Genomic DNA, 19,761 nt, shown 5'->3' on the forward strand with positions numbered 1-19,761 from the left:
CCGCGGTGGTGGTCTACGTGTCGATGTTGCCCGCGTTGGCGGCGGGCTGGGTCGTGGTCCTGCTCTATGCGGTGTCAATCGTGTTGCGGCTGGCCAGGTTTAAGGCGCTGCTCGACGATGCGACCCAACCGCCTTTCGCACGGGAGTTCTTCGTCGGTGTGCCCGCGCCGGCGGGCGCGATCTGCGCACTCGGCCCGCTGGCCGCCAAGCTCCAATTCGGCGCTGGCTGGTGGACTTCGCCGTGGTTCGTCTGCACGTGGCTGGTGGCTTGCTCGATGCTGCTGGTGAGCCGGATCCCGATGCGCAAGATGCACGCCGTCTCGGTGCCGCCGAACCTGGCGGCGCTGCTGCTGGCCGGGCTGACCATCGTCGCGGCCGCCGCATTCCTGTTCCCCTACATCCTGATCATGGTGATGATCGCCGCCTACCTCTGCTACATCCCGTTCTCGGTGCGCAGCCATCACTGGCTGGCGGCACATCCCGAAGCGTGGGGTGAGAAACCCAAGCAGCGGCGCGCCACCCGGCGCGCGATCCGCCGGGCGCAGCCCAACCGCCGATCGATGGCGCGACTGGGACTGCGCAGGCCAACCGGCCGGACATGACGTCACCCGCCCGGCTCACCCTGACGGCTCGGCTGAACACCTCGGCCGTCGACTCTCGCCGCGGTGTGATCCGACTGCATCCCAATGCCATTGCCGCCCTTGGTATTCGGGAATGGGATGCGGTGTCGCTAACCGGGGCGCGCACGACGACGGCGGTCGCGGGCGTGGCCGGCCCACAGACCCCGATCGGCACCGTGCTGCTCGACGACGTCACGCTGTCCAACGCGGGGCTGAGCGAGGACACCGCGGTCATCGTCGCCGCGGCCACCGTGTATGGCGCCCGGTCGGTGACCCTGAGCGGCTCGACGTTAGCCAGTCAATCGGTCCCGCCCACCACGTTACGACAAGCCCTGTTGGGCAAGGTGTTAACCGTCGGCGACGCGGTGTCCCTGCTGCCACGCGACCTGGGCCCGGGCACCTCGACGTCGGCGGCGACGCGTGCGCTGGCCTCGGCGGTAGGTATCAGTTGGACGTCGGAGCTGTTGACGGTCACCGGGGTAGACCCGACCGGACCGGTGAGCGTGCAACCGAACTCGTTGGTGACGTGGGGAAACGGCGTCGTCACCAACGACGGCGCTTCCCTGCCTGAGCAGGTCGAAGCCAAGCCGCTACAGCTCACCGTAAGCGACCTCAAAGGCGTCAGCGCGCAGGCAGCCAAGCTGACCGAGTGGCTCAAGCTGGCACTCGACGAACCACACCTGCTACAAACACTGGGCGCTACAACCAATTTGGGTGTTCTGGTGTCGGGCCCGGCCGGCGTCGGCAAGACCGCGCTGGTGCGCGCGGTCTGCGCAGGCCGACGGCTGGTTGAACTCGACGGCCCGGAGGTCGGGGCGCTGGCAGCCGACGATCGCCTGCAGCGCGTGGCCGCGTCTGCCGCGAAAGTCCGCGACGGCGGCGGAGTGCTGCTGATCGCCGACATCGACGCGCTGCTACCGATTACCGCCGAACCGGTCGCGACGCTGATCCTGGCCGAGTTACGCAAAGCGGTCGCGGCCCCCAAGGTCGCGTTGATCGTCACGTCCGCGGTACCGGAGAACCTCGACCCGCGGCTACGCGCCCCAGATCTGTGCGACCGCGAACTGGTCCTCAGCCTGCCCGACGCCCCGACCCGCATCGCGCTGCTGCAGAGCCTGCTGCATCAGGTGCCCACCGACGATCTCAGTCTGAGCGAGATCGCAGACCGCACACCGGGTTTCGTGGTGGCCGACCTGGCCGCACTGGTACGCGAGGCGGCATTGCGCGCCGCCGCGCGGGCCAGCTCCGACGGCAACTCGCCGAAGCTCACCCAAGACGACTTGCTCGGTGCGCTCACGGTGATTCGGCCGTTGTCGCGATCGGCAACCACGGAGGTGTCGGTCGGATCGGTCACCCTCGACGATGTCGGCGACATGACCGCCACCAAGCAGGCGCTCACCGAAGCGGTGCTGTGGCCGCTGCAGCATCCCGACACGTTCGCTCGGCTGGGGGTCCAGCCGCCGCGCGGCGTGCTGCTCTACGGCCCGCCCGGCTGCGGCAAAACCTTCGTGATCCGAGCACTGGCCAGCACCGGCCGGCTTTCGGTGCACGCCGTCAAAGGGTCTGAGCTGATGGACAAGTGGGTCGGCTCTTCGGAGAAGGCGGTACGCGAACTGTTCGGCCGGGCCAGGGACTCCGCGCCGTCGCTGGTGTTCCTCGACGAGATCGACGCGTTGACGCCACGCCGTGGGCAGAGCTTCGACTCCGGCGTGACCGACCGGGTGGTCGCGGCGCTGCTCACCGAACTCGATGGCATCGAACCGCTGCGTGATGTCGTGGTGGTCGGCGCCACCAACCGGCCGGAGCTGATCGATCCGGGGCTGCTGCGCCCCGGCCGGCTGGAGAAGCTGGTGTTCGTCGAACCACCGGATGCACAAGCGCGAGCGGACATCCTGCGCACCGCGGCCAAGTCGATCCCGCTGCGCGACGTGGACCTGGACGCGTTGGCGGCCGACTTGGACGGATACAGCGCCGCGGACTGCGTGGCGCTGTTGCGCGAGGCCGCACTTACCGCCATGCGGCGCTCAGTCGACGCCGCGGAGATCACCGCCGCCGACGTCGCGGCCGCGCGCGAAAACGTCCGTCCTTCACTGGACCCCGCTCAGCTTGCCTCGCTGCGAGCCTTCGCGACCGAGCGCTGAACCTCAGAAGGCAATTACATCGCTACGGGCCAACAGGCTATGCAGCCGGGTGGTCAACACCCCGGGCCCCGGTGTGGGCGCGTCGTATTCCCGGTTGAATGCGTCCAGCAACCGCGCCACCGTCTCGGCATCCGATGGCGTCGCCGCGCGCGGCGCGGAGGAACTCATAGAGAGGAGTATGGACGATCAACGGTCGTATCGTGCCGTAGCGAAAGCAAATTCGGCACGATGGCGGATCTTTCGAGCAGCTGCGCGATCAGATCCGATTGATGTTCGGCCACTTGCCACGCACTCTCGTCGGCGTGCCTGGCATGCATTTCGGCGTCTATCCTCTCTACCCGCCGCCGCCACGGCGCCGGGGGATCCCACAGGTCGGCGGCACTGCGCCAGGCGTCGACACGCAAACCCGCGCGACGCACCAAGCCCCACAACAAATCAGCAGTCGGAAAGGAACTGTCGTCGGGCTCGCCTGCGGGCGACAAGTCCTGCGCCACTAGAACCAGCAACCCGATACGACCCGGCGGCCGCACGACGCGGCGAAGTTCGCTCAGCAACTCCAGCTTTGCGTCGGTCGTACAAAGCACGCCCAGAGCCCACGCGGCATCGAATGCCTCATCGGCGACGGGCAAGGCCGACGCGTCAGCCTGCAGCGCCGGGAAACCGAATAGCGCACGCGCGGCGTGGCATCCGCCGGCCTGCGGCTCCACCAGCACCGGACGGACACCACGCTGCGCCGCGTAGGCGGCCGGCCCGCCAACGCCGGCACCGCAATCCAACAGCAGTTCACCTGCGCTGAGATCTAGTTGATCGATAAGCCAGTCCAGGACCGCCGGACTTCCGCTGCCGCGGCACCCGGCCGGGATATAAAACTCCTGACCCAGATCCGCGGCCACTTCTGCCGTCCATTCGGCCAGCGTGTCGAACTCGGCGTCCGCTGAGTCAGTCACGTGCACGCGCCGCGCGGATGCGAGCGGCGACCTCGCCCTTGATCTCCGCGCCGCGGCGCGTGCCGGACGCCGACGCCCGACCCGACAGGTTGACGCCATCAACACCTCTGATAGCCAATAGCTTTCGGGCTTCACCGACCGCTGTCTCGATGCCGGCCTCGACCGGATCGGGCGCGTTGACAACCTCGTCAACCAGTGCGGGTTCCAGGTCCAGCCCGGGCAGACCTTGCAGCACGGCGGCCGAGACCACGTCGGTGAACACCGCGACCGAGGCCAGCACCGGGATGCGCAGTCCGGCCGCGCGCGCATCGTCCATGAATGCCGACAACGTCGACACGGACGACACGTGATTGAGCACCGCCACACTCGCGCCGGCCCGCTGCTTCTCGACCAGCCGAGCCGCCCGAAGATGAGTCGGGGGTGCCGTCGGGGTCTCGGGGACGGCGGCGATCATGCCGAGCGACGCGGCCAGCGCAACCAGCCGCGGACCGTCCAGGTCGAAGGTCTGGGTGACATCAGCCCGGACGTCGTAGCCGCGACCGTCGCCGGTCACACAGAACACCGTCTTCGCGCCGGTGAAGTGCAGGCCGACCAACTCCTGCTCCAAGACAATCCGATTGCGGTCCCGGCAGGACAACGTAATCCAAGGCGTCACACCCTGATCCAGAATTAATCGGCTCATCAGCGTCGGCGGAAAATCCGGCCGGTTCTGGTGCTCGCCCACCAGCACCGCGTCACAACTCGGCGCCAAAATGTCGGCAATTGCCGCAATATCCGCAGCGTCGAAAGGCTCGCAGCTGAAATCGGTGAGGATGAGCGGCGCGGGCACCGGGGGCCGCTGCTTGCTATCACCGGGCCATGGCACTACATCGTCAAAAGAGCATGGCCCCGAGCGCATTTCACACTGGCCATCGGGCTTGACACCGCCGCATGGCCCGAATTGCATCCGCTTGGGACACTCGAGATCGACCAAGTCTTCACCGCCCGTCACCGGCGTCTCCCCCACGAGCCGATAGCCGGTCACTTACCCGTAATCGAGGGTCGGAAAACACCTGACGGGCCGAACGAAAGCCGGCTGGCGGCCGGGCAACTGAGTCAGCCGGCGCCCAGCGCCTGCATGAGTCGGTTCATCACCGCACCCGCTTCCTGGCGGGCGTGGTCGTGGTCCTCGGCCCGTGCCACATACAGGGTCGCCTCACGCATCGCCCCGAGCATCGCCAGCGCGGTCGCTTCCACTGGCTGCGGCGGGATGCGCCCGATCTCGATCGCGCTGGCCAGCAGGTCGCGCACGAAGCCGATGTTGTAGCGGTTTCCGATCTCGGTCCACCGCGCCCAACCCAGCACGGCGGGCGCGTCGACCAGCACGATGCGCTGCACTTCCGGATCGGAGGAGGCATCCAACCAAAAGTCGACGCCGAGCCGCATGATCGCGACCGGATCAGTCTGATTGGACGCGACGATCGCCTCGCCCATCCGCGCCGCCAGCTCCCCTTCGACCTGCTCGAAAACCGCGGCAAAGAGCTCGGTCTTGTCGGCGAAATGGTGGTACAGGGCCCCGCGGGTCACGCCCGCGGCCCGCACAATCGTCTCGAGCGCGACGTCGGCGAAACCGTCCGCGGCGAACAGCTGACGGGCCGCCGCGATAAGCGCCTCGCGTGTCTCCGCGGCCCGCTCGGCCTGCGTACGACGGGTAGCCTCCATCAACCGTTGCCTTTCATACATACCGTATGTATCTTCATACATACGGTATGTAGGTAGTCCAATTGTAGTCGCCCGATCGTAGGTCAGCCCCTCACTCGGAAAGGTTCGTCACGATGACAAGTTCAGCACTGAAGGCCATTGAAGCCGACCGCGAGGCGCTACTGGCGCTGTGCCGCGGAGTCGACGACTCCGTCTGGTCACAGGACAGCGGGTGTCCGGGCTGGACGGTGCAGGATCTGGTGTCCCATATGGCATGCAGTTTTTGGCTGGCCGTGGACATGTCGAAATTGCCCGACTCGGCGGGATTGCCGGCCGAGCGAGCCGCCGACTTGTACGTCGAGTCGCGCCGCTCCATGAGTGCGGCCGAGATTCTGGCCGACTACGAGTCGGCCAGCGCGCGAGGGCTGGAACTACTCGCCGCCGTGGAAAGCCAGGACGTCGAGGTGCCACTCGGCGATGTCGGAACCTACCCGGCGTCAGTCGTGCCGACCGCCTACGCCTTCGAGCATTACGTGCACATCAGGTACGACCTGTTCGCGCCGGATGGGCCGTTCAGCGGAGAACCGCCCGCCTCCGACGAACTGCGCCTTGCGCCCACCCTGGACTGGATCGAGGCAGCGCTGCCGCAGCAGAACAGCGAGCTTGTCGGCGGTATGGACAAATCGGTCGAGGTACGTCTCTCCGGCGCCGACGCGCGGACCGTACATGTCGGCGATGGCGATGTGGCTGGCCAGATTGATTGTGATGCAGCGGCGTTCGTCCGTTGGGTCACTCAACGTGGCAGCTGGGAATCCCTTGGGGTCAACGCACAAGGCGACCCGGCCACCCTTGACGTCGTCCGGCGGTTGAACGTGTTCTGACTCATCGGGGCCCGATTTGCAGTTGACTGCACTCTTGCGTCTTACTGCAATGAGGGTCTACCGTTGCCCGGGTGACACTCACTCAGAGGACAGCGCAGTCGCTGACCGACTTCATGGACGACCCGATCAACTTCTTCGGCCAGTCCTATACGCAGATGCACAGCATCGACCGCGATGAGCTGGAATCCCTGCAGCGACAAGCCATGGCCATCCGATTTCAGCAGCACTATCAGAGCATCGAAATGCTGCGAAAACTGGCTGACCGGCTCGGGATTGACGCCGTCAACGAGTTCAACGACGTTGTCCCGCTGTTCTTTTCGCACACCGCATTCAAGTCGTATCCGGCCGCGCTGATCGACAAGAAGCGTTTCGACTTGATGACCAAGTGGCTGGACAAGCTGACCAGCTACGACTTGTCCGCCGTCGACACCGCCGATTGCACCGGGATCGACGACTGGATCGAGCGCCTCGACGCGCAGACCCCGCTGGAAGTCATCACCTCCAGCGGCACGACCGGCACCATCTCGATTCTCCCCAAGGACAAGCACGGCGCCGAAGACGGCATGGTGCTGTGGAAGATCTGCCTGTTCCAGACTTTCGGGCATGAGCCCACCGACGAGCAACTCAACCCGTCGGTCGATGTGGTGTGGCCGAACTTCGCCGACGGCAAGCTCGGCCATCTGCGCATCGCCAACATGATCAAGCGCGGCTTCACCGGCGGCGACGAATCCAAATTTCACGCCCTCTACCCGTTCGCGGTCGACACCGATCTGATGTTTCTCGCGTCCAAGATGCGAGCGGCGGCCTCCCGGGGCGAACTCGACCGGCTGGAGATCGACCCGGCCCTGGCCGCACGCAAAGATGAGTTCATCGCCATGCAGGCACGGCAGGCTCAGGACATGGATGCGTTCTTCACCCGCATCACCGAACAACTGCGCGGCAAGCGAGTATTCATGCTCGGCACCTACCACCTGATGTATGACATCGCCAAGGCCGGCCTCGAGCGCGGGGTTCGCAATGTCTTCTCGCCCGACTCGGCGATTCTCACCGGCGGCGGAATGAAAGGCGTTGCGCTGCCGGATGATTTCATGGACGTCATCACGGACTTCCTCGGTGTCGATCGCATCCAGGTCGGATACGGTTTCTCCGAATCCAGCACCTTTCACTGGGGTTGCAGCGAGGGTCGCTATCACGTGGCGCCGTGGGTCATCCCGTTCGTGCTCGATCCCGAGACCAGCGAGCCGCTTCCCCGGACCGGCGTACAGACCGGCCGCGCCGCTGTGTATGACATTCTGCTGCGCGCCCACTGGGGCGGCGTCATCTCCGGCGACGAGGTCACCGTCAACTGGGACCTGCAGTGCCCGTGCGGGCAGGCAAGCGTGGCGTTCGAACCCGGCATCATGCGCTACAGCGAGAAGCAAGGCGTTGAAGACGACCGGATTACCTGCGCCGCAACACAAGAAGTGCACAACGAAGCGGTGAACTTCATGAAGGGCGTCGAACTGTGATCGCCTACACGGTTCCACTGTTCCTGCGCGGGCGCGTCATCACCGATGACCTCGTGCCGTTCGATACCCGCGTGGGCGCCGCACAGTTCCAGGCACCGGACATGAGCAAATACGTCGAGCGACTGCCGCTCAAGAGCCCTGCCGACATGAGCGACCTATACGAGTTGAGCTTCGACGAGATCCTTGACGTACTCGAGGCCCTGGGCGACGCGCTGGATTTCGACTCGAACGCTCACCTGCAGGAGGCCTATGAAGCCTCGCTGGTGGCCAACGTTCTGCCGCCGGAGATGATGCAGAACAGCTATCGCATTCTGCGGCCGTTGTTTTCCCGTGACAACGTCATCGAAATTGCCGACAGCCAGGTCGGTCTGGATTACCTCAATGGATGGGTGCCGCACACCTTGCGGGACGGCCGCGAACTACGGGTGCGCGCGTTCGGATCCCGAGTGCTGCATATCCCGGCCGGCAACGGCGGATTGGTGTCGGCGGTGACCATCCTGCGGTCGGTGATCACCCGATCGGACGTGATCATCAAGGCGCCCTCGAACGATCCCCTGACCGCGATCGCCATCGCCCGCACGCTTGCCGATGTGGCGCCCAACCATCCGATCACCAAGCATCTGGCGGTCGGATATTGGAAGGGCGGCGACTTGGCTGTTGAGGAAGCCCTCTACAAACCGCATCACATCGAAAAAATTGTGGCGTGGGGTGGACTTGCATCGGTCAAGCACGTAACCCGTTACATTCAGCCCGGTTTGGAGCTCATCGCGCTGGATCCCAAGCGCAGCGCGACGATCATCGGCCGTGAGGCGTTCGATGACGACGAGACGATGCACGAAGTCGCCCGCCGCGCCGCGACCGACATCGGCGTCGCGAACCAAGAGGGGTGTGCCAACGCGCGGGTCATCTACGTGCTCAGCGGCACCGACGCCGATGGTCTCGCGAACGCGAACCGGTTGGGCGAATTGATTTATCGAGAGTTGACGTCGCTGCCCGCGATTGTCAGCACCCCGCCGCGCTACCCCAACCGCGAACTGCTCGACCACCTGGAGTCCTCCCGGATGAACGACGACTTCTACCGGGTAATCGGCGGTGAGCAACGCGAGGGAGCAATAGTCGTCTCCCAGTTCGACGAGCCCGTCGACTATTCACCGATGCTGTCGGGGCGCGTTGCCAACATCGTGCCGGTGGATAGCATCGACAAGGTGACAGCCGCGGTGAACGCATACACCCAGACGATCGGCATCTATCCCGAATCGCTCAAGTGCCGGCTGCGAGACACGTTGCCGCTGTTCGGTGCCCAACGACTGACCAGTTTGGGCTACGCATGCAATGTCGCGATCGCCGCACCCCAGGACGCCATCGAGCCGATTCGGCGCATGTGTAAGTGGATCGTCGACGAGGAATGCGAAGCTAGCGTCGTCATCCCGCTGTGGAAGCTCACGCCGGCATGACCGAGTCGCGCAGCGCCCTGGACGTCGTCGAGGGTATCGACCTGTCGGGCAAGACCTGTGTCATCACTGGGGCGTCGTCGGGGTTGGGCCGCGAGTCGGCTCGGGCGCTGGCCGCAGCGGGTGCGCGGGTGATTCTGGCGGCGCGCAACCCCGATGCCCTGGGCGAGGCGGACCGCTGGGTGCACGTCGAGGTGCCCGACGCGAAGACCGCGACGGTGCAGCTCGATCTGACCTCGCTGACCAGCGTGCGAACCGCGGCCGCGAAGATCCGCGACGCCACGCCCGTCATCGATATCTTGATGAACAACGCGGGCGTCATGTTCACGCCGTTCAGCCGCACTCAGGACGGCTTCGAAATACAGTTGGGGACAAATCATCTCGGCCACTTCGAATTCACTCGGCTGCTGACACCGCAACTCACCGCCGCGGCGGGCGCCCGGATCGTCATCCTCTCCTCCGGTGGCCACGTCATGGGTGACGTCGACCTCGACGATCCGAACTGGGAGCATCGCGAATACGACAAATTCGCCGCCTACGGCTCATCCAAGACGGCCAACATCCTGCACGCGAAGGAAGCCGACCGCCGCTTGCGCGAGTTCGGAATCCGCGCCTATGCCGTGCATCCCGGAACCGTGGCCACCTCGCTGGCGCGGTACATGTCCAAGTCCGACTTCTCGCAGTTGCGCAAATATGCCGCCGCGACCGGAGCCGCACGCGGCGAACACACCGATGGCTACCTCGACTTCACCACGCCGGAGTACGGCTCGGCCACCCAGGTGTGGGCCGCGGTGAGCCCTGAGTTGGCCGATCGAGGCGGGGAGTACCTGGAAAGCTGCGGGGTCAGCGACGCGGTCGCACCCTATGCGGACGACGCCGGGCACGCTGCGGAGTTATGGGCTCTCTCCGAGAAGCTGTGTGCAACACCATGACCAGAACGGAGCGGCGCAAGCAGGAGGTTCGCGAGAAGATTCTCGCGGCCGCGTTCGACCTCTTCCTCGCCCAGGGTGTCAATGCGACCAAGATCGAGGAGATCTGCGAGCGCGCCGACGTGGCCAACCGGACGTTCTTCAACCACTTCGCCACTCGTCAAGACATGATGCGCGCGTTGGCCGAGCGACGACTGGTCAACCTGCACGACGTTTTCTTCGATCGCGGCGACGAGCCGATCCCGGTTCGACTTATCGGCGTGTTCGACGACATTGCCATCGCGCTGGTCAAATCCGGTGACACCTACCGGGAGATGATCGGGGAAATGCTGGCTGCCAGTGGCTACGGCATCCAGCGTGGGTTCAACCTGCACGACACGTTCGTCGAGCTCGTCAAAGAGGGCGTGGCCCGCGGCGAGGTCAGCCAGCGCCACGACCCGGAAACGTTGGCCGACATCATCGTCGGTGCGCTATCCGGTGGCATCGTCAATTGGACCGTCGACGGGACCTACTCGCTGGAAACCAATCTGCACAACCTGGGCGTGGCCCTGGCCGAACTGCTCACGTCCTGAGCCGGGCGCCCTCTGGGTCGTTGTCGTCGAACCGAATTCGTAGCAGCGACTGACTTTGCGCGGCAGTGACGAAGAGTTCGTCGGACTGTTGTCCGCCGATGCAGATGTTCGTGGGCAGCGATCCGGCCGGTAACCCAACTTGTGCGATACGCCGACCCTCCGCATCGACGACGTCGATCCGGTCGGCCCCGGTAAGTGCCACCCAGTAATCGCCGCGAGCGCTCACCACCATTCCGTCCGGCCAGCCGTTGACGAAAGTGTGTACCAGGTCCGGCACACCGAATGCACCGGTGTCGTAGGACAGCAGCTGCGACGACAGTGTGGCTGTCACAAGCAATCTGGAGCCGTCGGGGGTGAACCCCAGCCCGTTGATGAATACCGGTCCGTCGTCGACGATCCCATGGGTTTCACCAGAGTCGACATCGGTCGCGTACACATGGCCCGGCAGTCCGGCGTCTGGGGTGCCGATGTCGAACTCGCCGCGGGTGTCGGTGATCCATAGTCGCCCGTCCGGACCGAACATCAGATCGTTCGGCGCGCCCAATCCTTCGACGAGGTATTCGACGTCGGCGCCGGTGATCACCTGTACGCCCGCCTCAGCGAGACCGCTTGCGCCCCAAGCCCCGCCGTTCTGCGCGACGTACAACGTGCCGTCGGCACTGCATGCCAAGCCGTTGGGGCCGCCGCCGGTGTCGATGCGCTCAGGTGAGCCGCCAGACGGGTCGACGACATAGACGCAGCCGTGGCTGATGGACGTGAGCGCCACCCGACCGTCGGGTAGCCACACGGGGCCTTCGGTGAACCCAAGACCGTCGGCAACTACGTCGATGTGCACGCTCACAACTCCGGTTCGGGCACTGGAGCCCACTCGGTGGAAAGCCGCGCGCTGAACCGCGGCGGCCGCCGCTCCAGGAAGGCGGTGACGCCTTCGCGTGCGTCGTCGGTTCCCATCACCCGGTGGTGCAGCTGGGTTTCCAGCGACGCGACCTGTCGCGGCGTGTAGCCGTTGATAGCGCTGTCCCACAGCAGCCGCTTGCACAGTGCCGCCGACATCGGCGCGACGTTGGTCGCGATATCGCGGGCGATGTCCATCGCCTGATCGAGAACCTCCGCGGCGGGTAACGCTCGGTTGGCGATACCCCATCCAACGGCCTCACCGCCGCTGAACGTTCGTCCGGTCAGCAACACCTCGGCGGCCACGCCGAGGTTGGTCAGCTGCGCCAGTGTCCAATGCGACATGCAGTCGGGTATCACGCCCCGACGGACTTGCACCACACCGTATTTGGCATCGTCGGCGACGATCCGCATGTCGGCCTGCAGTGCGATGGTCAAACCGATCCCGATCGCGTGACCGTTGACGGCGGCGATCACCGGTTTGCGCAATTCAAAGGCGGCCGGGTCGATCGGCGACGCGGAAAACGCGCTGTCATCTGGCGGGGAGTCGAACGGTGCGGTGCTGCCCGAGAAATCCGCTCCGGCGCAGAATGCCCGCCCGGCGCCGGTGACCACGATGGCACGAACATTGTCGTCGTTGTCGCAGTCCCGGTATGCCGCGCTCAGCAGGGCGCCCATCTCGGCGGTGTAGGCGTTGAGATGTTCGGGCCTGTTCAGCGTGATCACTGCCACGCCCGCATTGACATCCACTGCTACATCGGTGCTCATTGCACCCGAAGTACACCACGCCCACCTGCGACTCAGCGGATGGTTGGCAATTTCACTAGCCTGGTCTGGTCGGACAGCGTGGTCATCGACTCAGCACTGCCGGGAAAGCGAGACGGGCGATGGCCATAACACGGGCTGACGACGACAGCTGGGACATCACCGAGAGCGTGGGCGCGACGGCGCTGGGTATGGCGATGGCGCGGGCCGCTGAATCCGTGACCGACTGCCCTCTGTTCACCGACCGTTACGCGCAGATTTTCGTCGACGCCGCGATCAAGCGCGGCTGGGATCCGTCATCGGTAGCCGGGCATTTGCCGATCATCAAGGACTACGCCGCGGTCCGCACCAAATGGTTCGACGAATACTTCATCGCCGCCGGCGCCAACGGCATCGACCAGGCGGTGATCCTGGCGGCCGGCCTGGACGCCCGCGCCTGGCGGCTGCCCTGGGTCAAGGACAGCGCGATCTATGAGATCGACCAGCCGCAAGTATTGACTTTCAAGGCTGACACGCTCACCACACTCGGCGCGCGAGCCAATGCAAGCTATCAGGCGGTGCCCGTCGACCTGCGAACAGATTGGCCGAAAGCGTTGCGCGAGGCAGGTTTTGATCCATCCACGCCGACAGCGTGGTCGGCCGAGGGGCTGCTGCCCTACTTGTCGGCGGCCAGCCAAGATCTGTTGTTCGAGCGGATCGTGAAACTCAGTGCCGACGGAAGCCGGATCGCCCTCGAGACGCTGAGCCCGAGCGCCCTTGACCCGGACTACCTCGAGCGAGGTCGGCAATACCTACGCGACGTCCAGCACGACAGCGCACCTGACATCCACGATCTGTTGTTCATGGAGGAGCGCACCGACCTTCGACGATGGCTGACCGAACGTGGCTGGGCTGTCACCGCCATCGAGACATTGAACTTGATGCAACGCTACGACCGGCCACCGGATCACGCCGTGAAGGACCTGGCGCCGCGCAACGTCTTTATCGAGGGGCGGTTGCATACGCCGCGCCGCTATTATTCGGAGAGCTGAAATTCGATCACCGCGGCGACGGAATCCACTGCCTCGTTAAGCGCCGTCAACCGTTCGGCGGCCGTCGGCGCCGCGAGCACGGCGTAGCGGTCAGCCGGCCCGATCGGTATACGAGATGCCAACGCGTACAACCGTTCTCCGGGCTCATCGGTGTCGGTGGGGGCGCCGAGCACTTCTTCTCGATCCGGCACGGGGAGATCGCGGGCGTTGGCGATGCGCTCGAACAGCGCCATCATCCGGTCTTCGAGCTCCTCCAATTGGCCCGCGCTCACCGGCTTTCCGGGCTCGTCGGGCCACTCCTCGACGACGGCGCGCGGGTACGGGTTGTCGGGCAGCCACTCGCACACCTTGATCCGTTCGGACGTCCGGCAGCTCAGGACGAATCTGCCGGAGCCGGCGACCTCGACACATTCGGTGATCCTGGCCACCGTCCCGACATCGCAGCGCACGTCGCCGCCACCGACCTCGCGACCCTGCGAGATCAGTACCACACCAAACCTAGGGTTGTTGTCGCGCATACAGTCCCGCACCAACTCCGCATAACGGGGCTCGAAGATCTGCAGCGGCAAATCCTCGCCGGGCAGGAATGCCGATTGCAGCGGAAACATTGCCAGACGGCCGAATTCGGCTGTGGGCTCCATCAGATCTCCAATTCGCCGACTAGCGCGTCGACCACCGCGCGCAGATCCCCGTCGTGTTCCTCGGCGACCCGTCGCTGCCGTTGATAGGACGCTCCGCGTTTGGGAATGTCGGCCACCGCCGCCAGCTCGTCGGCGCAATCCAGGGACTTGGCGACGGGTTCCAGCCGAGTCAGCACATCGTCGAGGTCTTCGGTGACCAACCGTTCGTTGCTGTCGGGGTCCAGGATGATGATCGCGTCCAATCCGTAACGGGCAGCGCGCCATTTGTTTTCCTGGTTGTGCCACGGCGGCATGCTCGGCAGGTCTTCACCGGCATCGAGTCGACGCTCGAGATCGACCACCAGGCAATGGGTCAATGCGACCAGCGCGCCTAGTTCGTGAACATTGGACACGCCGTCACAGATCCGCACCTCCAGGGTTCCGTTGTGCGGTGACGGCCGCACGTCCCAACGCACCTCGTTGACGTCCTCGATGATCCCCGTCTTTTTCTGATCGTGGACGAAACCCTCGAATTGGCTCCACTTTTGGAACTGAAACGGCAGACCGGCCGTCGGCAGCTGCTGGAACATCATCGCCCTGTTACTGGCGTACCCGGTGTCATCGCCCACCCACCACGGCGACGATCCGGACAGCGCCAGCAGATGCGGATACCAGTTGAGCAACGACGACATGACCGGCATCACCTTGTCCGGCGATGAAACCCCGACATGCACGTGCACTCCCCAGATGAGCATCTGGCGGCCCCACCACTGAGTGCGCTTGATCAGCTCGGCGTATCTCGGTGCATCAGTGAGTTTCTGCGACGACCAGCTCGCGAACGGATGGGTGCCCGCGCCGAACAACTCCATGCCCCGCTGCCGAACGATCGGCAGGACAGCGCTCAGCGTGGACTGCAAATCTTCCATTGCCTGCGCCGTGCAGTCGCAGATGCCGGTGACGATCTCAACGGTGTTGCGCAGCAATTCCTTGTGCACACGTGGGTTTTCGCCGATTTCGGCGAATACTGCGGTGGCTTCGTTACTCAGGTCGCGCGTCTCGGCGTCGACAAGCGCGAACTCCCATTCGACTCCCAGTGTCGGGCGGGGCGAGGAAGCGAAGTTCACCCTGATAGCGGTACCCCTGTCCGACGAGGAATTAACCGGATCCGATCACACCGCACGCGACCCGCTTGCCGGCGTCGCCAGTCGACATCGTCGTCTGGTCCGGTCCGGGTGTGCCGTTGACCTGGTTGTAGCGGTCTGCCGGGATGTTGCCGAAGTTGTCGGCGCCGGCGTGGATGACGATCGAGGTTCCCGCACCGGCCAACAGATCAGCCTTTGTGAACCCGTCGGTGGTCGTCTCGAGCAACGCCCCACCATCCTTGCGGACCTGCAGCGAGGTCAGGTCGCCGCTTCCGTGTTCGTGGCCGGGCGCCATGAAGTGCCCGCCGGCCGACAAGAAGTCGCCGGGCTCTCCCCCGGTCGGCGCCACCGAGTTGGCCTCGCACTTGCCCACCGAGTGAATGTGGACACCGTGGAAGCCGGGGCTCAGCTGGCCTGTTCCGGTGGTCTGGATGGTGATCGTGACATAGCCCGGGTTGAACTCGAACTTGGCCGTGGCGATCTTGGTGCCGGTCGGTCCGTTCAGCTGCGTGGTCAGGCTGTCCGTTCCGCCTTGCTGACCGGTCGGCTCGGCACTCGACGGCGCCGGTGAGCCGGTCCAGATCGGCGGTTGCGTGCCGGGCGACGTCGCCGGCGGTTGATTCGGCTTGCACGCGCTCATCAGCGCGACGGAAGCGACGAGCGGAACCAGTGCGGTGGCTGCCGCAAATTTGCGGCTGCTGGCGGGCTTAAGCATGGGGAAAGCCTATCCCGACGACGATGCGGGTCGGAACGACCCGCGGAGGAGTGGGATCAGCAACTCAGCCCGACGACGATGCGGGTCGGAACGACCCGCGGAGGAGTGGGATCAGCGATCCTGACTTGTCGGACCACTCTGACATGATCGAACCTATGTTCGAACAGCGTGGACCCACTCGCTCGTCGCCGGAGGTGATCGCCCGGTTTGACGAGCTGTTCGAGCGGCGCTATCCCAGCCGCACGACGGAGTCGTCCGCGTTGCTGGATCGCATCGGTGCGTCGTGGCGCGCGCAGAATCGTGCGGCCGCGTCGACATTGGTGGCAATCGGCGAGTTGTTCGCTTACCGATTGACGCGCTGCTCTGATACCGAGGAGTGGGCCGTCGACACCGAGGCGGCGGTGAGCGCCGAGGTGGCCGCCGCGCTGCGCATGAGCCAAGGCCTGGCGGCGAGCCAATTGCGTTATGCCCGCGCGATGCGCGAGCGGCTGCCCAAGCTCGCTGAAGTCTTCCAAGCCGGTGACATCGACCAGCGGACGTTCGCCACGATCGTCTATCGCACCGATCTGATCATCGACCGCGACGTGCTCGCGATCGTCGACGCGCAGCTCGCCCTCACCGTGGTCCGCTGGCCATCGATGACTCGGAGCCGGCTGGCCGGACACATCGACAAGATCGTCGCCAAGGCTGACGCCGATGCGGTGCGCCGTCGCACGGAGCGACGCGCTGAACGCGAGGTCTGGTTCGCCGACATCGGGGATGGCTTGTCGGAAATTCACGGCAGCTTGTTGAGTCCCGATGCGCATGCCCTGGACAAGCGGCTCAACATCTTGGCCGGCACGGTCTGCGAGCACGACCCCCGCACTCGCGAGCAACGTCGCGCTGACGCTCTGGCTGCACTCGCGGCGGGCGCCGATCGACTGCACTGTCGCTGCGGACTCCGCGACTGTGCCGGTCAGAAGCAGCCTGCCGCAACAGCTGTGGTGATTCACGTGATCGCCGACCAAACCACCGTCGACGGCGGCAGCGGCGCAATGGCATCGGAGGTATGCGCTGACGGACTCGTCGCGCCCGAACTCGTTGCCGAGTTGGCTGCTCAGGCCAAGCTAGTACCCCTGGCCCACCCGATCGATGCCGCGCCCGAGCCGGGATACGTGCCGTCGAAAAACTTGGCCGATTTCGTGCGCTGCCGGGATCTCACCTGCCGATGGCCCGGCTGCGATCGACCCGCATTCGATTGCGACATCGACCACACCGTCCCGCACGCCGACGGCGGGCCCACGCACGCCTCGAACCTGAAGTGCTACTGCCGTACTCATCACCTCGTAAAGACTTTCTGGGGCTGGCGTGATCAGCAATTGCCTGACGGCACAGTCATTCTCACTTCTCCTGCCGGACAAACCTATGTCACCACGCCAGGTAGCTCGCTGCTCTTTCCGAGCCTCTGTCTACCTACCGGTGATGTACGAGCGCCGCAGCCCAACTCGCCGATCAACTACTGCGGTGACCGGACGGCGATGATGCCCAAACGACGCCGCACCCGTGCGCAAGACCGAGCCCACCGCGTCAGCGCCGAACGCCGACGCAACCACGTTGCGCGCACGGTCCGCCGGGCCGGCTGCCCGAGCTACTTCGGACCAGCCCCGCCGAGCGACACAGACGACGATCCACCGCCCTTCTGAACCGCCGGTCAGCGGATTGACCTAGAGGGGGCATGCGCGGGTTAATTCGTCTGAATCGGGCGTTTAGCTCGGCTCCGGGAGTACGTTTCGGCAGCATGAATGGGTCGTTGTCATGCCGGGTCGAACAACTGTCGAGCGCGAAACCTGAAGCGATATATGACGTACTGATGGATGTCGAGCGGTGGGCGGAATTCATGCCGACGGTGTCGGCCGCGTCATGGGAGCGGCGCGGAGAGCCTGACACAGCAAAGGGTGGCGTTAGGCGGATGCGCATCGGGCTCAGCGATATACGCGACCTGATCGTCGATGGCACCCGACCACATCACCACGCCTACGCGGCGTCGCTCCCCTGGTACATGCTGCTCAAGGATTACCAGGGCGATATCCGGATTCACGAGGGTCCGAACGGGTCCCGCATCGTCTGGACGGTGACGTGCGTGTCGCGCATCCTCCCGAAGAAATCGGTGAAGTCGAGGCTTGAAGCGTCCTATGCGCGCCTAGCGGCGGCGCTGGCGCACGAAGCGGAGCTTGCCTCACGGACTGAGTGAGGTGTCCGCCGCCGTTCTTTGGCCGGGAGGTTGCGTCCTAACCCGTTACCACCACGATCACGCCGGGCGGCTGGTCGGCGACTTCCTTCGTCCGCGGCGCGACATCCGCTTTGAGCAGCTGGCCCACGGCATCGGCGGTTTCGTGCTCACCGGGGGCGTCGGTGAAGTAGACCGTGGTTTTCGAGACATCGGGCAACGTCAGGTTGTCGACCTTGGTGACGTTGAAACCACCCTGCTTGATCTGGTCCGCGGCCTTCCCGGCGACACCCCTGGAGCTGGAGATGTTGAAGACGAGCACATCGGCCTTTGGCGGAGCCGGCTTCGCCGAGGTCTTGGATGCCGCTGCGGTGGTCGTGACGCTGGCGACCGACGAATCGTCGTCGGTGTTACTGCCCGACCCCATGGCCTGAAAACCGACCAGCAGAAAGATGACACCGAGGAACAACAGCACCATCACCATGGCCCGCAGCGGCAGGCCGGTCGAGTCGGGAACGCGTTCATTCATTGACGTCACTGTATCGAGAGGTGGGCCAAAACCCACAGCGACGCCCTGTGAGCAGGCAAAATCTTAGGTGAGCTCGAAGCCCAGTCGCCGGGCCGCCCGCGCCTTCTGTCGGCTGGCCCGCAGCCGCCGGAGTCGTTTCACCAGCATCGGATCGGCAGCTAACGCCTCAGGCCGGTCGACCAACGCATTGAGCACCCGGTAGTAGTTCGGGGCCGACATTCCGAACAACTCTTTGATGGCTTCCTCTTTTGCACCCGCGTATTTCCACCATTGACGTTCGAAGGCCAAAATGTCGTGTTCGCGGCGAGTCAACCCATCGGCGAGTCCAGAGTCGTCCCCCGATCGATTAGCCCGCGCCATAGCGCTGTCCATATCGCTTCCTCGACCCTTTCGGCGAAATCTCGAATGCTCGCTGCTCCGGCGATTATTCAACCACGTCGACAACTGTTGACCTGGAAGCCAGACCCGCGAGTCGGCTGACTAGGTGAGGTTGCCTGTCCCGGGTTGACTCCGCAACCGGAGCAGATGGACTCGGGCTTAAGCTTTCCGGTCATGGCAGTCGTACCCATTCGCATCGTGGGAGATCCCGTCTTGCACACCCCCACCGCGCCGGTACCGGTCGCGGCGGACGGTTCGTTGCCGGCCGACCTGGCCGACCTGATCACGAATCTGTACGACACCATGGATGCCGCGTTCGGGGTCGGTCTGGCGGCCAACCAGATCGGTGTGGGCCTTCGGGTATTCGTCTACGACTGCGCCGACGAACGGGGGCAGTCCGCGCGCCGCCGCGGAGTCGTGGTCAACCCGGTGCTGGAAACCTCCGAGGTCCCAGAGACCATGCCCGATCCCGAGGACGACGACGAAGGTTGCCTCTCAGTGCCGGGTGAGTCATTTCCAACCGGGCGCGCGAAGTGGGCCAAGGTAACCGGGCTCGACGCCGACGGCAACGCGATAACCATCGACGGCTCAGGGTTGTTCGCACGCATGCTCCAACACGAGACGGGACACTTGGACGGCCTGTTGTACCTGGACTGCTTGATCGGACGACACGCGCGCTCCGCCAAGCGAGCCGTCAAATCACACGGCTGGGGCGTGCCCGGGTTGTCGTGGACGCCGGGCGAAGGGCCGGA

22 protein-coding genes are annotated in these 19,761 nt (G+C 65.0%); 11 read left to right on the plus strand and 11 right to left on the minus strand.

The window, feature by feature from the left end:
- Together VN856_RS18995 and VN856_RS19000 are read left to right on the plus strand one after the other, a co-directional pair.
- Nucleotides 1-602: CDP-diacylglycerol--serine O-phosphatidyltransferase (locus VN856_RS18995; RefSeq protein ID WP_325691804.1), on the plus strand; the 602-nt coding region annotated here is incomplete at its 5' end.
- A complete protein-coding gene (locus VN856_RS19000) occupies nucleotides 599-2,761 on the plus strand; it encodes an AAA family ATPase (protein ID WP_325691806.1) in 2,163 nt (720 codons plus the stop codon). The genes VN856_RS18995 and VN856_RS19000, both read left to right, overlap by 4 nt.
- 3 nt (nucleotides 2,762-2,764) lie before the next feature.
- Here VN856_RS19000 and VN856_RS19005 read toward each other — a convergent pair whose 3' ends face one another.
- The 4 genes from VN856_RS19005 to VN856_RS19020 form a co-directional block, all read right to left on the minus strand.
- On the minus strand, nucleotides 2,765-2,929 hold the full coding sequence (locus VN856_RS19005; protein ID WP_325691808.1) for a hypothetical protein: 165 nt from the start codon (nucleotides 2,927-2,929) through the stop codon (nucleotides 2,765-2,767).
- Nucleotides 2,926-3,708: a class I SAM-dependent methyltransferase gene (locus VN856_RS19010; protein WP_325691809.1), complete on the minus strand. Its 783-nt coding sequence runs from the start codon at nucleotides 3,706-3,708 to the stop codon at nucleotides 2,926-2,928. The genes VN856_RS19005 and VN856_RS19010 overlap by 4 nt, the downstream gene beginning before the upstream one ends.
- Nucleotides 3,701-4,654, minus strand: a complete 954-nt coding sequence (locus tag VN856_RS19015; protein ID WP_325691836.1) for a methylenetetrahydrofolate reductase — start codon at nucleotides 4,652-4,654, stop codon at nucleotides 3,701-3,703. The genes VN856_RS19010 and VN856_RS19015 overlap by 8 nt, the downstream gene beginning before the upstream one ends.
- A 149-nt stretch (nucleotides 4,655-4,803) precedes the next feature.
- Entirely contained in the window at nucleotides 4,804-5,409 is a 606-nt protein-coding gene (locus tag VN856_RS19020; RefSeq protein WP_325691811.1) for a TetR/AcrR family transcriptional regulator, read from the minus strand.
- A gap of 113 nt (nucleotides 5,410-5,522) precedes the next feature.
- Between VN856_RS19020 and VN856_RS19025 the strand changes: the two genes are divergently transcribed.
- From VN856_RS19025 to VN856_RS19045, 5 genes are all read left to right on the plus strand, one after another.
- Nucleotides 5,523-6,269, plus strand: a complete 747-nt coding sequence (locus VN856_RS19025; RefSeq protein ID WP_325691813.1) for a maleylpyruvate isomerase family mycothiol-dependent enzyme — start codon at nucleotides 5,523-5,525, stop codon at nucleotides 6,267-6,269.
- Between the two features lie 71 nt (nucleotides 6,270-6,340).
- On the plus strand, nucleotides 6,341-7,777 hold the full coding sequence (locus VN856_RS19030) for a hypothetical protein (protein WP_325691815.1): 1,437 nt from the start codon (nucleotides 6,341-6,343) through the stop codon (nucleotides 7,775-7,777).
- Nucleotides 7,774-9,231 (plus strand): acyl-CoA reductase, encoded by a 1,458-nt coding sequence (locus VN856_RS19035; RefSeq protein ID WP_325691817.1) that lies wholly within the window; start codon nucleotides 7,774-7,776, stop codon nucleotides 9,229-9,231. The genes VN856_RS19030 and VN856_RS19035 overlap by 4 nt, the downstream gene beginning before the upstream one ends.
- On the plus strand, nucleotides 9,228-10,160 hold the full coding sequence (locus VN856_RS19040) for an SDR family NAD(P)-dependent oxidoreductase (RefSeq protein WP_325691819.1): 933 nt from the start codon (nucleotides 9,228-9,230) through the stop codon (nucleotides 10,158-10,160). The genes VN856_RS19035 and VN856_RS19040 overlap by 4 nt, the downstream gene beginning before the upstream one ends.
- Nucleotides 10,157-10,729 (plus strand): helix-turn-helix domain-containing protein, encoded by a 573-nt coding sequence (locus VN856_RS19045; protein ID WP_325691821.1) that lies wholly within the window; start codon nucleotides 10,157-10,159, stop codon nucleotides 10,727-10,729. The genes VN856_RS19040 and VN856_RS19045 overlap by 4 nt, the downstream gene beginning before the upstream one ends.
- Here VN856_RS19045 and VN856_RS19050 read toward each other — a convergent pair.
- Together VN856_RS19050 and VN856_RS19055 are read right to left on the minus strand one after the other, a co-directional pair.
- Entirely contained in the window at nucleotides 10,719-11,564 is an 846-nt protein-coding gene (locus VN856_RS19050) for an SMP-30/gluconolactonase/LRE family protein (protein WP_325691823.1), read from the minus strand. The genes VN856_RS19045 and VN856_RS19050 overlap by 11 nt on opposite strands.
- Nucleotides 11,565-11,566: 2 nt before the next feature.
- Nucleotides 11,567-12,391 (minus strand): enoyl-CoA hydratase/isomerase family protein, encoded by an 825-nt coding sequence (locus VN856_RS19055; RefSeq protein ID WP_325691825.1) that lies wholly within the window; start codon nucleotides 12,389-12,391, stop codon nucleotides 11,567-11,569.
- 125 nt (nucleotides 12,392-12,516) lie between these two features.
- On the opposite strand from VN856_RS19055, the gene VN856_RS19060 reads away from it, so the two are divergent.
- On the plus strand, nucleotides 12,517-13,419 hold the full coding sequence (locus VN856_RS19060; protein ID WP_325691838.1) for an SAM-dependent methyltransferase: 903 nt from the start codon (nucleotides 12,517-12,519) through the stop codon (nucleotides 13,417-13,419).
- On the opposite strand, the gene VN856_RS19065 is transcribed toward VN856_RS19060, so the two are convergent.
- The 3 genes from VN856_RS19065 to sodC are packed head-to-tail and all read right to left on the minus strand — an operon-like array spanning nucleotide 13,404 to nucleotide 15,896.
- Nucleotides 13,404-14,060, minus strand: a complete 657-nt coding sequence (locus tag VN856_RS19065; protein WP_325691827.1) for an LON peptidase substrate-binding domain-containing protein — start codon at nucleotides 14,058-14,060, stop codon at nucleotides 13,404-13,406. The genes VN856_RS19060 and VN856_RS19065 overlap by 16 nt on opposite strands.
- A complete protein-coding gene (locus VN856_RS19070) occupies nucleotides 14,060-15,169 on the minus strand; it encodes a glutamate--cysteine ligase (protein WP_325691840.1) in 1,110 nt (369 codons plus the stop codon). Before VN856_RS19070 ends, VN856_RS19065 begins: the two co-directional genes overlap by 1 nt.
- Nucleotides 15,170-15,194: 25 nt before the next feature.
- Entirely contained in the window at nucleotides 15,195-15,896 is a 702-nt protein-coding gene (gene sodC / locus VN856_RS19075) for a superoxide dismutase[Cu-Zn] (protein WP_414687000.1), read from the minus strand.
- 155 nt (nucleotides 15,897-16,051) lie between these two features.
- Between sodC and VN856_RS19080 the strand changes: the two genes are divergently transcribed.
- Complete coding sequence (locus tag VN856_RS19080) at nucleotides 16,052-17,578, plus strand: HNH endonuclease signature motif containing protein (protein ID WP_325691829.1); 1,527 nt, start codon at nucleotides 16,052-16,054, stop codon at nucleotides 17,576-17,578.
- A gap of 95 nt (nucleotides 17,579-17,673) precedes the next feature.
- Nucleotides 17,674-18,126 (plus strand): SRPBCC family protein, encoded by a 453-nt coding sequence (locus tag VN856_RS19085; RefSeq protein ID WP_325691831.1) that lies wholly within the window; start codon nucleotides 17,674-17,676, stop codon nucleotides 18,124-18,126.
- Nucleotides 18,127-18,163: 37 nt separating this feature from the next.
- Here the strand turns inward: VN856_RS19085 and VN856_RS19090 are convergent, their stop codons facing one another.
- Both VN856_RS19090 and VN856_RS19095 read right to left on the minus strand, forming a co-directional pair.
- Complete coding sequence (locus VN856_RS19090; protein ID WP_325691832.1) at nucleotides 18,164-18,631, minus strand: LytR C-terminal domain-containing protein; 468 nt, start codon at nucleotides 18,629-18,631, stop codon at nucleotides 18,164-18,166.
- Nucleotides 18,632-18,694: 63 nt separating this feature from the next.
- Nucleotides 18,695-19,003 carry a DUF3263 domain-containing protein gene (locus VN856_RS19095; protein WP_325691833.1) on the minus strand — a complete coding sequence of 103 codons (309 nt, stop codon included), beginning with the start codon at nucleotides 19,001-19,003 and terminating at the stop codon, nucleotides 18,695-18,697.
- Between the two features lie 180 nt (nucleotides 19,004-19,183).
- Here VN856_RS19095 and VN856_RS19100 point away from each other — a divergent pair.
- Nucleotides 19,184-19,761 (plus strand): peptide deformylase (locus VN856_RS19100; protein ID WP_325691834.1); only part of this gene is annotated, 578 nt, incomplete at its 3' end.

Origin of the sequence: Mycobacterium sp. (genome assembly GCF_035603715.1) — a bacterium.
Taxonomy (GTDB): Bacteria; Actinomycetota; Actinomycetes; order Mycobacteriales; family Mycobacteriaceae; genus Mycobacterium.